This window comes from Chthonomonas sp. (genome assembly GCA_016788425.1).
Lineage (GTDB): Bacteria > Armatimonadota > Fimbriimonadia > Fimbriimonadales > Fimbriimonadaceae > JAEURQ01.
The window spans coordinates 300,446-315,200 of sequence record JAEURQ010000004.1; the positions used below are offsets into that span (position 1 = coordinate 300,446).

The 14,755-nt window shown below is 61.1% G+C and carries 13 protein-coding genes; 8 read left to right on the forward strand and 5 right to left on the reverse strand.

From position 1 onward, the window contains the following. The first annotated feature begins 26 nt into the window (after positions 1-26). The 4 genes from plsY to JNJ45_11335 are packed head-to-tail and all read left to right on the forward strand — an operon-like array spanning position 27 to position 4,766. Entirely contained in the window at positions 27-626 is a 600-nt protein-coding gene (gene plsY / locus JNJ45_11320) for a glycerol-3-phosphate 1-O-acyltransferase PlsY (GenBank protein ID MBL8049257.1), read from the forward strand. Beyond that, positions 623-1,423, forward strand: a complete 801-nt coding sequence (locus JNJ45_11325; protein MBL8049258.1) for a hypothetical protein — start codon at positions 623-625, stop codon at positions 1,421-1,423. The genes plsY and JNJ45_11325 overlap by 4 nt, the downstream gene beginning before the upstream one ends. Then, positions 1,420-2,499: an LptF/LptG family permease gene (locus JNJ45_11330; GenBank protein ID MBL8049259.1), complete on the forward strand. Its 1,080-nt coding sequence runs from the start codon at positions 1,420-1,422 to the stop codon at positions 2,497-2,499. The genes JNJ45_11325 and JNJ45_11330 overlap by 4 nt, the downstream gene beginning before the upstream one ends. After that, positions 2,496-4,766: an LPS-assembly protein LptD gene (locus JNJ45_11335; protein MBL8049260.1), complete on the forward strand. Its 2,271-nt coding sequence runs from the start codon at positions 2,496-2,498 to the stop codon at positions 4,764-4,766. The genes JNJ45_11330 and JNJ45_11335 overlap by 4 nt, the downstream gene beginning before the upstream one ends. Here JNJ45_11335 and JNJ45_11340 read toward each other — a convergent pair. Continuing rightward, a complete protein-coding gene (locus tag JNJ45_11340; GenBank protein ID MBL8049261.1) occupies positions 4,763-5,548 on the reverse strand; it encodes an ABC-2 family transporter protein in 786 nt (261 codons plus the stop codon). The two genes, JNJ45_11335 and JNJ45_11340, sit on opposite strands and share 4 nt — an antisense overlap. A 35-nt stretch (positions 5,549-5,583) precedes the next feature. On the opposite strand from JNJ45_11340, the gene JNJ45_11345 reads away from it, so the two are divergent. Continuing rightward, a complete protein-coding gene (locus JNJ45_11345; GenBank protein MBL8049262.1) occupies positions 5,584-7,452 on the forward strand; it encodes a hypothetical protein in 1,869 nt (622 codons plus the stop codon). Between the two features lie 35 nt (positions 7,453-7,487). Beyond that, entirely contained in the window at positions 7,488-7,991 is a 504-nt protein-coding gene (locus JNJ45_11350; protein MBL8049263.1) for a hypothetical protein, read from the forward strand. On the opposite strand, the gene JNJ45_11355 is transcribed toward JNJ45_11350, so the two are convergent. The 3 genes from JNJ45_11355 to JNJ45_11365 form a co-directional block, all read right to left on the reverse strand. Further along, on the reverse strand, positions 7,942-8,712 hold the full coding sequence (locus tag JNJ45_11355; protein MBL8049264.1) for a hypothetical protein: 771 nt from the start codon (positions 8,710-8,712) through the stop codon (positions 7,942-7,944). The two genes, JNJ45_11350 and JNJ45_11355, sit on opposite strands and share 50 nt — an antisense overlap. Positions 8,713-8,741: 29 nt before the next feature. Further along, complete coding sequence (locus JNJ45_11360) at positions 8,742-9,695, reverse strand: pyridoxal-phosphate dependent enzyme (protein ID MBL8049265.1); 954 nt, start codon at positions 9,693-9,695, stop codon at positions 8,742-8,744. Between the two features lie 165 nt (positions 9,696-9,860). Then, entirely contained in the window at positions 9,861-11,096 is a 1,236-nt protein-coding gene (locus tag JNJ45_11365) for an MFS transporter (GenBank protein ID MBL8049266.1), read from the reverse strand. Between the two features lie 67 nt (positions 11,097-11,163). On the opposite strand from JNJ45_11365, the gene JNJ45_11370 reads away from it, so the two are divergent. Beyond that, on the forward strand, positions 11,164-11,625 hold the full coding sequence (locus JNJ45_11370) for a low molecular weight phosphotyrosine protein phosphatase (protein MBL8049267.1): 462 nt from the start codon (positions 11,164-11,166) through the stop codon (positions 11,623-11,625). Here JNJ45_11370 and metG read toward each other — a convergent pair. Beyond that, positions 11,622-13,565: a methionine--tRNA ligase gene (metG, locus tag JNJ45_11375; GenBank protein MBL8049268.1), complete on the reverse strand. Its 1,944-nt coding sequence runs from the start codon at positions 13,563-13,565 to the stop codon at positions 11,622-11,624. The two genes, JNJ45_11370 and metG, sit on opposite strands and share 4 nt — an antisense overlap. 61 nt (positions 13,566-13,626) lie before the next feature. Here metG and JNJ45_11380 point away from each other — a divergent pair, with 61 nt between their 5' ends. Further along, on the forward strand, positions 13,627-14,754 hold the full coding sequence (locus JNJ45_11380; protein MBL8049269.1) for a Rieske 2Fe-2S domain-containing protein: 1,128 nt from the start codon (positions 13,627-13,629) through the stop codon (positions 14,752-14,754). The last annotated feature ends 1 nt before the right edge of the window (position 14,755 follow it).

The window sequence follows — 14,755 nt, forward strand, 5'->3', positions numbered from 1 at the left end:
GTCTTGACCTTTAGGCTGTTTGCACCATGAATCACTGGACCCTGTTGCCGTTCGCGTTTTTGTTGGGCGCGGTTCCCTTTGGGTACCTCGTGGCCCGCGCAAAGGGCGTCAACATTTTTGAAGCGGGCAGCGGCAACATCGGTGCGACCAACGTCAACCGGGTGCTCGGCGCCAAGGCCGGTTTGCTGGTGCTGTTTTTGGATATCGCCAAGGGACTGGCGCCCGCGCTCTATGGCGTGCACATGCTCCACAGCATCGAGAGCGGTCTGTGGCTGGGCCTCGCGGCGGTGCTGGGGCATACGTTTTCGCCGTTCCTCAAGTTCAAAGGCGGCAAAGGCGTGGCCACCACGCTCGGCGTGGTCATCGGCGCGACTCCGCTCGTGGCGCTGGGCTCGGCGGTGGTGTTTTTGCCGCTGCTGGCGATGTTCCGCTACGTCAGTCTTAGTAGCATCGTGGCCGCCGCCTCGCTGCCGCTCTGGGACTTGCTCTTCAAAATGCCGCCGGTGGCCATCGTCTTCCACAGCGTCATTGCCGCGTTCATTTTGTTCAAACACCGGGCAAACATCGTCCGCATCCGCAACGGAACCGAAAGCAAATTCCGTGAGAAAAAGGAGCCCGAGGCATGAGCTTTGTCGACAGGGTTGCGGCGAACCCGCTCGGGTGCGTAGGGGGTTGCTTGGTTTGGATTCCGATCGGGATCTGGATTTATCTGGCAATCAACTGGATGATCATGGGCGAGCTGGAAGTGCTGCCCGGCATTTTTTGCATTTGCGTGGCGTTTAGCCTCGGCTACTTCACCGCCAACCCGCCCACTCCGGCGCTGGGATTTGTGTTTATGGGCACCAGCGTGGCGAGTTTGCTGGCCATTCCGATCATAAAAAGCCTGACCCACGCGCGCGCCATGGGCAGCATTCATCAGGATCAAATCCGGGGATACTGCGACACGCTTAGGCAGAGGCCGAATCCCGGCACCGAGTTTCGCGTGGCCGCGTCGGTGTGGGATACCGGCGACATGCGACGCGCAATCGCGATCGGCGCGCGCGTGATTCCGGACCTGCACAAGGCGCACTTTTCGCAGGAACATCGCGAGTTTGAGCATTGGCAAATGCGCGGCCATATCCGCGCCGACAGTCTGTCCGGCGAGACGCAGGTTTGCACCAAGTGCGGAGCCACAACGAACCTGAGCGCGATCTTCTGCGCCTCGTGCGGCGATACGCTGGTTCTGCATTCGGTGACTAATTCGAGCGCCGGCTTGGTCGCGCGACTGATGCTGGGTTGGGCGATCACCGTTGGCCTCATTGTCGGGCTCCCGATCGTCGTGGTGAAGCTACCTGGCCTTGCCGCGATTCCGGTCATTGTGCTGGTCGTCGCGGGAGCCGCATACGCCCTGGTGCGCCTCCTGGGAAGGGAAGTTTCAACTTGAAAAAGCTGGATCGCTACGTGTTGCGCGAGATGGTGCTGCCGTTTCTCATCGGCACCTTCATGGTCGTGCTCATGTTCCAAGCGAACCAGCTGATCGCCCTTTACAAGGATCAAAACATCAACATGCAGCGGGTGCCCTTTGTGGCCGTGCTGCAATTCATCTTGCTGAAAACCCCCAGCTGGTTGCAACTGACGATGCCGGTGGGGATCGCGCTGGGCGCCTCGTTGAGTCTCTCCCGGATAGCCCGCGAAAGCGAGCTGACGGCGATTCGCTCCGCCGGAATTCCGATCCGCCGCGTGCTGGTGCCGGTGCTCATCGCGGGGGTGTTCGGAGCCGGTCTCAACTATTGGATCACCGAGCATTTGATGCCGCGCTCGGAGCGCGCCTCCACCAAGTTGCTCGGCGAAATGGGGCAGCTTGCTTTGCAGCCGACGTTCAAAAGCAATGTGTCCTTGAGTCTGAACGGTTGGATTGTCACAATCGGCACGGTCACGCGCGGCGAGGGCGACACGATGAACATGAGCAACGTGATGCTCGCGCAGAAGGATTCGCGCGGCGAGGAGACGGTCGTGATCGCCGATCAAGGCAGCTATCGGCAGGGCAACTGGGTGTTTCCGCTAGCCACCGTGCGGGTGTTCAAGGGCAAAGACCTCACTCAGATTCGCACCAAATCCGAGATGCGCATCAACCAGCGCATCAGCGTGGAGAATTTCTTTGGCGGATCGCAAACCCAGGAGATGAGCATTCCCGAACTTCGGGCGGCGATCGCCGCCCAACGCGAGGCGAAGTTGGACCCGCGCAACCTGGAAATCGAGTTCTACCTGCGCTACAGCTTGCCCGCGAGTTGCGCCATATTTGCGTTCACCGGCGCCGTGCTGGCGGTGTCGTTCGCGCGGAACGGCCCGTTCGTCGGCGTGATGCTCACCTTCGTGCTGGTGATGGTGTACTACAACGCCTTCGTCATCGCCAAGGAAATCATTGGTCGCAACGGCTATTTGCCGCCGATCGCCGCCGCGTGGACGCCGAACGTGGTGTTCTTGCTGCTGGGCTTGTGGATGCTGAGGCGCGCCGAATGAGGTCGTTGGGCGTGCTCGCCGCGGCCCTGCTGGTGGCAATTGCTCCCGCGCAAATGGGGCATTTGGGGAGCGTGATCAAGCGCGGCGTGGAGATGGCAAAAAAGCTCCCCACCCCGCCGCCGAAGCAGACCCTGCCCGAGCCGAAACTCACAGACAAGAAGTTTGTGCTGCTCAACGCCGGCGACTCTCAACGAGACGGCGACGGCAACTTTGCCGCGAAGGGCGATATCCATTTTCTTTATCGCGGGTTTGAGGTGTTTTGCGACGAGGTCGTGGGGAACTTCAACACCCGCATTTTCGAGATGACGGGCCGGGTTCGTGTGCAAGGCAAGGGCACCGAAATCGCGGGGTCGCGGGTAGTGGTGAACTTCCTTGACGAGACCTACGAGGCGGAGGGCTCGCAGACGGTGGTGAAGCCGGAAAGCATTGGCAATCGGCTGACCGGCCCGCTCTACATCACGAGCGACGGCTTCGGCGGCGGCGGAAATCGGCTGGTGGGGCGGGGTACCTCGATCACCTCGTGCGATCGAACCGATCCTCACTATCACATCGAGGCGGTCGAAAGCGACTTGCGTCGCGGCGATCGCTTGATTCTGCGCGGTGCCTCGCTGCATATCGGGGGCAAAAAGATCTTCTCATTGCCGACTCTCACGATCCCGCTCAACGAGCGCGGCGAGCGGTACACGCCGAAGATGGGTTACAGTCGCGACGAAGGCTACTACATCCTCAACCAGTTCTCATTTGCTCGCGGCGCGCGGGACATCGTGACCAGCCGCGTGGACTATTTCACGCGCTTGGGGTTTGGCTTAGGGGCCGACTACCGGTATGGGTCGGGCGCCCGAACCGGGCTGGCGCGGGTGTATGGGCTGACCGGAGCCTCGGCTAGTCGCCTTGCGAGCATTGATCATCGCGACAGGTTTCTCGGCGCAGACTTTACCGTTTCTTCCGTCTATCAGGCCAACAACTACTTGGTCGCGCCGGGCACCACAAACTGGACCACACGCGCGGCCATTGGTCGCCGAATTGGCAACGGCGCCACGCGCTTGACCTGGAATCGCACTGATTCGGATTCATCAACGTTCAATTTTAAGAACTCAAACTTTGCGTTATCCGACCAGCGAGAACTCGGTGGACGAACTCGCACCTCGCTCGATCTCATTCTCTCCGGCTCAGAATCCAAGAGCACCAGCTCCGCGCTGACCACTCGCCGCGAGCAACTCGACCTGCGATTCCGGGCCACCAAACAGCTCAGCAGTTCGGAGTTTGAGCTGCTCTACCAACGGGCCATTCCGATCGAAACCACGGCCAACTTCTTCAGCGCCGCCGACCGCACGCCGCTCTTCACCTGGCGCACCGAAAGCTCGCGTTGGGGCAGTTCGCCCTTTGCCAAGGAGTGGCCCATCCGCGCCGAACTGAGCGTTGGCGAACTCAGCGAGACCCAAGGCAAGCGCCTCACGCGCACCAACTTTGATGGCAGCGTCAACCGCAATTGGCGAGCCAAAAACGGCTCCGAGTTCCGCGTGAATTCGCGGTTTCGGCAGAGCCTCTACAGCGACGATACGGCGCAGTTTGTGGTCGCGCTCGACGGCGGTTACCGCTGGCAGTTTGGCAAAAAGTCGTACCTCGATTGGCGGCACAACTACCTGCAGCCGGAGGGCTTCACGCCGCTCGGCATCGACCGATCCGGCAAGTCGAACCTTAGCACGGTGGACATGCTGTCCGAGTTCGGGCGGGGATTCAGGGCGGGGTTCCAAACGGGCTACGACTTCCGGAACAAGGAACGCAATCTCGCACCGTGGCAGCTCGTGAACATGCGCCTCGACTACGAGCCGACCCGCGACCTGTACGTGCGAACGACCACTAGCTACGACAGTCTTCGCGCAAAGTGGCAAAACGTGCGGATCAATGGTGGGTTGCGTTTCGCGCAGGACAAGTTCCTCAACTTCGGCACCAGGTTCGACGCCGAGCGTCATGTCTGGGGAAATGTCAATATCTACGCCGAAGGACTTACTTATAAGCAGTTTCGATTTAACGCCTTGCTCAGCTACAACGGCTACCTCAAGCAGTTCGAAAGTCGGCAACTCCAAGCCATTTACGACATGCACTGCACCGAGCTGATCGTCCAGGTGAGTGACACGCGGGTCGGCTTCCGCCGGGGAACGGAGTTTGGAATCTACCTTCGCATTAAGGCGGTGCCGTTCGAAACGCCGTTCGGCATCGGGCGACGCGGCCAGGCTCTCGGCACCGGCACGGGCTTCGGGAACTAGCTACTCGCGCTGGAGTAATGCCGCACCGAATACACCCAAAACGCCCGGCAAATGGCGAGGCTGAGGAACGCGTACAGAATTCCCAACCCCAACATGGGCAGGCTCGCGCCGGTGCGCAAGGCGCTGGCGGGGATGGTGCTGATGAACGCGATCGGCAGCCCGTAGGTCAGAGCCCGCCGCAACGCCACCGGAAAAATGTCAATCGGGAAGCGGCTTACCTGGAACGCGGTGTCGCCTAGCACCCACAGGTTGTCCACCCGCACAAACCAAATGCCGAGCGTCATGAGGCAACTCATGATGCCGAAAAACACGCCCACGGCGCACAGAATGAGCGCGCCGAATGCGCCCCAATCGAGCACCGTTGGCGTGCGGCCCAGGTTCGCCGCGCCCCACCCAATGAAGATGATCGCGGCGATGAACTGCCCCAACTGGTCGAGGCTCACCTTGCGCAAACTCACCCAAAGCTGGGCGTCCACCGGCTTGGTCACCACGAAATCGAGGGTGCCCATGCGCACCTGCTGCGGAATCTCCATTAGCGAAAATGCGAACGTGCGGATGATGGCGTCCACCGCGAAGCACGAGCCCGCGAGAATCGCCGCTTCGTGCCGGTTCCAGCCGGCCACCATCTCCGTGTGCGAGTACGTGACGAGCAAAATCACGATGAAGAAAACGATCCACACCATGTTGCGCAGAATTTTCGCGAAGAAATTCGCCCGAAATTCGAGTTCTCGTTGAATCGAACTGCGGGCGAATTCGCGATAAATGCGCCAGAACCTTCGCACTCGCCGAGGTTACCCGCCTAGCTATAATCGTTCTCATGTTCGGCGTGCTCCTCGCCTTTCTCGTCGCGTTCGGATTCGCCGGGCTCTTTCGGCCGTTGGTGCGTCGCCTCGCGCCGGGCCTCAGCGAGACGGAATCCATCGGAATCGGCGGTTTGGTCGGGCTCACGGTGCTCGGTTGGGCGGCTTTCTTTGTGCTGCCGCCACGGCTCGGCTGGACGCTTTGCCTGCCCGCGATTGTTGGTTTGGCCATGCTCGTGAAACCCCTTCAGGGCTGGCGTCCGAAGCCGGGAATCTGGAGCCTAGTCGCCTTGGTCGGGCTCATTTTTGGCGTCGTCAGCGCGATGTCGTTGCCGACCTCGCTGGAATGGGACACGCTCGCTTATCACTTTGCCGTTCCCAAGCTTTGGCTAAAGGCCGATGCCACGGCGTACATCCCGTTCATCCACCACAGCAATTTTCCGTTCACCATAGACAGCCTGTTCATGGTCGGGCTGAGCGCGAATCAGGAGCCGATGGCGAGGGCATTCACCGTGGCGATTCCGGTGCTGGGCGCGATCACGATTTCAGGGTTGCTCGCCCGCCGCGGCCATGCCTCGGCCACGCCGTGGGTGCTGCTGCTGGCGCTCGGCATGCCGGTGATGTTCAGCCAATTGGGCACGGGTTACATTGACCTGAGCCATGGCGTCTACTTCGGGCTTGGCGCGGTGTATGGCTTGCTAAGCCTCACCGAGGAAAGTCCAACATGGGCCGTCGCCGGATTGCTCTTGGGCGGAGCGCTTGGCAGCAAGACGACGGGCATGCTGGCCGGGGTTGGATTGGTCGCCGTTGCACTCGTGTTGGGGTTGGGGCGGCGCGGCCAGCCGGGAGCGGCGCGCGGTTTAGCGCTCGCGGCGGGAATCGCGCTGCTCATCTCGGGCGGATGGTTTGTCCGCAACGTGGTCAACACCGGCAACCCGGTGTATCCGTTTTTCTATAGCTCGCTCGGCGGGCGCGGCTGGGATCAATGGCGCGCCGACACCTACAGCTTCGAGCAAAAGTCGTTTGGCGTCGGCATGCAGCCGGGGCACGCCATTTTGGGCTTGGGCTATCAGCCCGGACGCTATATTAACCCCAACCCACAGGCAGGGACGGGCTTCCCGCAAGGCGCGGTCGGCGCGGCGTGGGTGCTGGCTCTGGTCGCGAGTTTGGCAACGCTGCGGCGGTCGCGATTAGCCGTCGTGGGCGCGGTGTTTGTGGGCGTGCAATTGGCGGTGTGGATGGTACTGAGCCAGCAGGCCCGCTACCTCGGCGGAACTTATGTGGTGGTGGCTGTGCTCGCCGCCGACCTTTTCGCGCGGCGCGATGCCATGGCCATGATGCTCAAGGCGTTGGCCGGTGTGCAGGCGCTCTACACCGTGTACTTGCAGCACACGATTCTCACCGCCGGGCAGCTCAGTTCGATCGGCTCCGCCGACAAGCGACTCGCCTACCAGCGCGAAATGACCCCCTTCGCCAAGATCGCGGGTGACGTGACGTCCGCGGTGGGGCCAGGTCGGGTGGCGCTCTACGACGAGGTGTTCGGCTACCTGCTAGATTGCGACTACATCTGGGCGAATCCGGGCCACTCGATGCTCTTGGATCAAGGCCCGAACAGCACGGTGGAACAGTACATGGCGAGCCTGCTGCGCAACCGCATTAGCCACGTTTATCTCAACTTGGGTCTGCAAGATAAGGAGACGCGCGACCGATGGCTGACCGCGCTGAGCGGCGGCGCGCCCTTCCCGGATGACGAGCGCACGGCGATGATGAGCGACCCTGGTCTTGCCTGGAAAGTACTCGTGACGGAGGCGGTTCGCGGCCGCTATCTGGAATTGTTGCCCGGTTCCACCGGGTCGCGACTCCTTTTTCGCGTGCGCAAAACCTAAAGTAAATCTAAGAAAGTGGCAAAATTCTAGACAAGATGCTTTGGAAACCGGAATTCACGACGCGAATTGAATCGGGGGAAGGTCCGCCGCCCCTCGAGGCGACTTCGCTCATCGGTGGCCAAGGACTCCTTGAGCCGGGCACGGTCTGGGTTTTCGGATTCGATTTTCAGCACATCGCAACGTGGGAAATCTGGGCGCGCCTTTTGGATGACACGGCACCGGGCCACCCCAAGATCAGCTTTGCCTACGTGACGCCGGTCGCCGAACGCAAGCACCTTGCCGTACTCGACCAGTGCATGCCGATCTCGCGCCATCGCCGAACCTACCTGTTGAGCGATTCGACGCTGAGCCTGCTGAAATGGAGCAACTTCCATCTTGAAGAAAAGGTGCTCGCCGTGATCATTCGGCCGGATGGAACGGCGCTGCGAATGCACGGATTGCCCACCGAAGACGCGTGGGAACAGTTCGAAACCGAGCTCTTGGCGGTGCTTAACGGCCCGGCTGAATCAGCTTCGCTCCCGCCGGCAAGCGGAAGCTAAACGTCCCCGCATCGTTGGGCAGCGACCCCGGATAAATCGCGGCCGACCACTTGGTCGTGCGGAGTTCACCCATTAGCGTTTCGCGCTTAAAGTAGGTGAGCGTGGACAGCCATTCGTCGCCAACGATGTCAAGATCGGGATCGTTGATTCCGTAGTAAAACTGCTCGGTCCGGTTACCCGTTTCCAAGACAAAGAGCCCTTCGTCGAAGGTGGCGGTGGGCTGCCAAGGTCGCCAGCTATTCGCGTTGCGTGTGTAGGTATCGCCAAGAAACTTTACCAAATGAACGACTTGGCTACGCGTTGTCGCATTCAGCTTTTGTAGCAGCGAGTCGATGGGGGTTTGCGACGCGCTGCGGGTTTGCGCCCCGAACGGCGTCGCCGAGTACACATTGCCGCGGAAGCTGTACGCGTAAAGAATCTCGTCTTGCACCCAGGTGGCCGCCACTTGAGAAAGCTGCCCGTTTTCGGGGCCGAGGAACTCGCGAATCATCAGCTGTGGTGGCACGGTCTTGGTCCCGGCGTCGAGGAAAATCTCAATGCGAAACTCGTCAACTTTGTTGTTGACGCGGAGCGAGCCGGTGGTGATGATCGAGCACGTGTTGGAGCGCTGGTTTTGCGCCAACGCGGCTTGGATTTCGGCAATCGCCAGCGCCTTATCGTCCGCGTGGACGAGGCTCGTGGCGGCCAAAACGCCGATCATCGCAATCAAACTTCGCTTCATTTGCATTCCATAGACGGGTCCGCCGGGTCTCAGGTTCCCGAGCCGTGCGTGAAGAGGGCCGGAAATCCGCCCGTGTGCCAATAGCAAATACGGCCGCGCAGGGTTTTTGCCTCAATCATGTCGAGCAGCCCGGCGAACGCTTTCGCCCCGTAAGTCGGGTCCAAGAAGATGCCTTCGGTTCGCGCCAGTAATACTGTGGCATGGGTTCCGGCGGGACTGGGGAACCCGTAGCCCGCGCCGACAAAGTCGGTCGAAAGGTTGACCGAATGCGGCGTCGCGGTGTCCAGCATCGCCGCGAGTTGACCGGCGAGATCGAGCACCACATCGGCCAACTCGGGCTCAGGGTCGGCGGCCATGCCCCACACTTCAGTCGCGCGCCCGGCAAATGCCGTCGCGAGCCCGGCGTGGGTGGAGCCGGAACTGGTCGGACAAACGATGTGATCGAATTCGGCTGCAAGTTCCTGCGCGGCCAGATAGAAGGCATACGCGCCTTCGACGCTGCTCCCGCCTAAGGGCACCACCGCCACACGACGGCCGTCAGCGCGAAGCTTCTCCGCCAAATGCAGCGCAGCGTCATCAAGCTCATCCCACGTGCCGTCGGGCAACTCGTGGAGGTGCGCGCCCACCAATTCGGTCAGCACGCGGTTTCCGCCCAAATGGGCAACCACGCCGGGTTCCTGGCGACCGGGCTCAAACGGCATGGGCATGGTTACGGCGTGGAATTCCAGCCCGACCATGCGCGCCGCCACGGCGAGATGCCGCACGAAATTGCTCTGACTCGCGCCGCTGGTCACCACCGTGTCCGCGCCCTCGGCCAGGATTTTTGGCAACAGGAATTCGAGTTTTCGGCCCTTGTTGCCGCCGCCCGCGAAGCCGGTGAGGTCGTCGCGCTTGATCCACAACTCCACGCCCAACTGCTCGCTCAGGCGGGGGAGCAGATGGCACGGCGTTGGGGCACAGATTAGCGGCGTTCGTGGCAACATTCTCGTTCAAGGTACCCGGCAAAAGTCGCGGTTTCGTGGCCGCCCAAGCCGATTGGCCCCCGACTTGCACCGTTACACCCTGTCGGACGATTCCGGAGTCCGGCCAACCAACCTAATACTGCAATGATAAGGAGAGAGGCACCCAGCTTGCTGGGTGCTATTTTTTTACGTCGCAGACTCGGCGGGCGGCACCGGTCGCAGACCCCAGGCCGCGAACGCCGGAATGAGGATGAGTCCGCCGCCGAGCAGGTACGGGTAGGCCGGGTTCTTTTGAAACAACGGGTTGCTGACAATCGGGCCGACAGTCCGGGCCAGCGCGCCCAGCGCCATCGAGATGCCAAAGATTCCGCCTTGCATGGTGATCGGCGCATTATGCGAGGTGAGCGCACTGAGGCTCGGATTCGCGAGGCCGTTGCCGATACCAATGAGCGCGACAACGATCAGCGTCGGCGCCCAGAGCGTGCCGTGTGGCACCAGCAGGAGCCCGATCGCGGTGATGAGGAACCCCCACTTCACCAGATTGATCTCGCCAAAGCGCTTGATGGCCGGGCCGACCAGCCCGCCTTGCATAATGGCGGCGACCACGCCGACGAAGGTGAGCACCCAACCGCCGGCGACCTTCGCCTGTTCGGCCGTGAGTTGGTAGTTCGAGCGAGGACTCTCCAAAAGCTGGAAGTACGTTGTCTCGAGGTTGGTGAACCCGAGCGAGAGCACAAAGCTCATGATGAGCAGCAAGCGCAGCTGCGGGTAGGTCCATGCGAGTCGGAAATTTTGCCAGAGCGATGGCGCGTCTTTGCCCAGGTTCTCGCGGGGAGATTCGGCCAGCCCGAACTGGATAAACAGCACGTTGACCAGAATCAGCGCCGCACCGACATAGCCGAGCAGGGCCGGCGAATCCTTGCCGAGATGAAGCAGGAGCACGCCGAGCGGCGGCCCCAAGACGAAGCCCAATCCAAATGCCGCGCCAATCATGCCGAGGCCCTTGCCGCGGTTCTCGGGCGTGGTCACGTCGGCCACATAGGCAAACGCCACCCCAAGATTCGCCGCGCCGATGCCGGTCATCAGGCGCGACACCATGATCAGCGAGAAGCTGGTCGCGTTGGCATAGATCAGGTAGCCAATCAGCGTGAAAATAGCCGACCAAAGCAGCACGATTTTGCGGCCGCGGGCATCGCTCAGGCGACCCATGATCGGCGAGATAATCAGCTGCGCTAGCGAGAAAATGGCGAGCGAAAAGCCCACGAGCATGCCCAGTTGCACGCTATCTGACAATGGGTTGACGCCGAGAACTTGCGCCGCGAGTTGCTTGCCGCGAATCTGCAAGTCCGGAATGAACATCCCGAACCCCAGCATGTCGAGGAAAACGGTGAGGAAGATGCCGAACAGGGCGTTCTTTCTCAAAGCGAAAACCTCGGGTGGGGGATCATAGGTTCACTTTGACATGAAAGTGCCGACATAATTGTTAACCATGACCCGCGTGCTGTTCGTCTGCCTCGGCAATATCTGTCGGAGCCCCATCGCCGAAGCGATCTTCGCGGATGAGGTGGAGGCGCGTGGACTCGAAGCCGACTACGACTGGGATTCGGCGGGCACCGGCGGCTGGCACGAAGGCGAAACCCCCGACCCGCGCAGCATCGCGATATTGGCCAAGCACGGCCACAATTGGCGGAGCCGGGCGCGCAAACTTCTGGTGAAAGACCTGGCCGAATTCGACCTGCTCGTCGCCATGGACCGCTCCAACTTGGCCGATATACGCGGCGTCCCCGGCGCCGACGCCAGCCGTATTCGGTTGTTGCTGGATGGCCCGGTCAGCGAGGTCCCCGACCCCTATTACGGTGGTCCCGAAGGGTTCGAGAAAGTGTATCAGTTGGTCCGCGGTGGCGTGCTCAAGCTCCTGGACGAGCTTGAAGCCAGCCGTAAGTCGGCCTAGTGAACGCTGGTGCCTTCGGGTGCCTCGGCTTCCGGCTGCAGCAGAATCGCGGTTCCGTCGGGGCCATCGGCGGCCAGAATCATGCCTTGACTTTCGTGACCCATCAGCTTGGCGGGCTTGAGGTTGGCCACCACAATGACCTGGCGGCCCACAAGGTCGGCGGGCTCGTAGCTGGCGCGGATTCCGGCTAAGACTTGCCGTCGCTCCTCGCCCAAAATCACCTGCAACTTCACAAGCTTTTGGCTGCCTTCCACCGGTTCGGCTTCGAGAATACGCGCCACTTGGAGCTTCACTTTCATAAAGTCGGTGATGTCAATTTCGGCGGGTTGCTCGAACTTCGGCTTTTCCTTCTTCGGGGCGGGCGCCGCAGGGGCGGCGGGTGCTTGGGGCTTTTCGGTTTCCATAAGTTTCAGGTCAATGCGGGGGAACATGGGGCTCGGCTCCAGGACCTTGCCGCCCACGTTCATGGTTGCGGGGTCGCCAATTCGCGACCACTCGGTGAGCATTTGCGTGGCGTCGTATCCCAGTTGGCGGGCGAGCTCGTTGGCCGCGCTCGGCATAAACGGGCGGATCATGCCCTCGGCCGATCGCAGCATAAACAGCATCGTCGCGAGAACGGCGGACAACCGGGCGTCGCCTTCTTTGGCCAGGGTCCAAGGCGCGGCTTCGGCGATGTAGCGGTTGAGTTCGCGGACCACTTCCAACGCGCTGTTGAGGGCCAAATTGTAGCGGTGCGTCGCGAAGTGAGCCGCGGCTTCGTCGCGAAGCTGCACTACTCGCGCAACCTGCGCGGCTTCCGGAGCAGCGGTGGGCACCACGCCCTCGGCGAACTTGTGCACCATGCTCAAGCTGCGATTCAGCGCATTGCCAAGGTCGTTCGCAAGGTCGGCGTTAAAGTTCTTCGCGATCTCGTCGAGCGTAAAGTTGGAGTCGCTTTCGAAGGGCAGAACGCGAATAAGCGAGAACCGCAACGCGTCCACCGCCATCTCGTCCGAGCAGCCCATCCGCCGGAAGAAAGCCATGATCTCGTTGTGGCCGAGCACGTTGCCCAGCGACTTGCTCATCTTGGCGTCGTTAAACGTAAACCAGCCGTGAGCCACGACCGAAGTCGGGAGCGGGAGGTCCGCGCCCATGAGCATCGCTGGCCATAGCGTGGCGTGAAAACGGGTGAGAATCTCCTTGCCCATCCAGTGGATGTCGGCGGGCCAAAGCTCCTCCCAACCGGCGTTCGGCCAACCGCTCGCGGCGAGGTAGTTGATCAGCGCGTCGAACCAAACGTAGATGACCTTGCTATCGTCGCCGGGGACGGGGATGCCCCAACCCGGATTGCTGCGCGAAACGCACATGTCGCGGAGGCCCTGCTTGATGAAACTGACGACCTCGTTTTTGCGGCTCTCGGGCAAAATCCAGTTCGGCTCGGCCTCAATCTTGGCGAGCAGCGGCTCGGCAAACGCGCTCAGGCGGAAGAAATAGTTCTCCTCGCTGACCCACCGCACTTCGTTGCCATCGGGACTCTTGCCGTCCACCAGATCGCTTTCCTTGACGAAGGTTTCCGCCGAGACGTCATACCAACCCTCGTATTTGTCCAGGAAGATATGGCCGTTTTCTTGGAGCTTGGCAAACAGCGCTTGGGCGGCTTCGTAGTGGCGCTGGCTCGACGTGCGGAAGAAGATGTCCACGTCGCAACCGGTGTCGCGCGCGCAGTCGGCAAAGGTCGCGCTGATGCGGTCCACAAAAGCCTGCGTCGTTTCGCCCGCGGTGGCCGCCGCCTCCATCACTTTGGTTCCGTTTTCGTCGGTGCCGGTGAGGAACACGGCTTCGCGCCCGTGCATTTGCTGGTAACGCTTCACCACGTCCGCCGCCATCATGGTCAGCGCGTGGCCCGCGTGCGGCACGCTATTGACGTAATAGATCGGGGTCGTGACGTAAAACTTCTTCATGCGGGGCCAGCAACCATTATGGCAGTTCGGGTCTAAAGCAAGGCGTGAGTAAACTCGCAGCATGGATCCGCGCCTGACTGTTGACCCCGAAATCGCGAAAGCCTGGACGCTGCCAGGCTCGTTCTATCACGATCCGGCGCTGTTTGAGCGGAGCAAGAACGAAGTGTTTGGGCGGGCGTGGCACTTTCTGGGCGACACCGACGACCTGCGCGCGCCGGGCACCGTCAAGCCGATCACGCTGCTCGAAGGTTTTTTGGATGAGCCGCTGGTGCTCACCCGCGACACCAGCGACACGCTGCACCTGTTGAGCAACGTCTGCACGCATCGCGGCATGAAGGTGTGCGAAGGGCTGAGCAATGAGCGCTTTTTGCGGTGTCGCTACCACGGGCGTCGCTTTGGGCTGGACGGCCGGTTTCAGCATATGCCCGAGTTTGAGGGCGTTTGCGATTTTCCCGGCGAGAACGATCACTTGACGGCGGTGCCGTTTGCCCAGTGGGATAAGTTGCTCTTCGCGAGCATCTGGCCGGAAGCGCCGTTCGCCGACGTGTTTCGCCCGGTTATGGAGCGGGTTGGGTGGCTACCGCTCAACGAGTTCAAGTTCTCGCCCGAGCGGTCGCGCGACTATCTGGTGCGGGCGCACTGGGCGCTGTACGTGGAGAACTACTTGGAGGGCCTCCATATTCCGTTTATCCACGCCGAGCTCAACGCGCAATTGGACTTTGCCGGTTACACGACCGAGATGTTTGAGCACGGCAACCTGCAGTTAGGTCGGGCGAGCGGCGCGGATGGCATCTTCAACTTGCCCACATCGTCCCCGGATCATGGCGAGCGCATTTCGGCCTACTACTTCTGGATGTTCCCGAACTTGATGCTGAACTTCTACCCATGGGGGCTGAGCGTGAACGTGATTCAGCCAATTAACCCCGAACTGACGAAGGTGAGATTCCTTTGCTATGTGTGGGATGAAAGCAAGATTGAGGAAGGCGCCGGGGCCGCCCTCGACCGCGTGGAGCGGGAAGATGAGGTGGTGGTTGAACTCGTGCAAAAGGGGTTGAAGTCCCGATTTTATGACCGCGGTCGGTTCAGTGCCACAAAAGAACAGGGCACCCACCAATTTCAGCGGCTTCTTGCGAAAAATTTAACAAAATCCCCTAGTGATCGAGGGGCGTCGGGCCAAAGATTCACTTAAG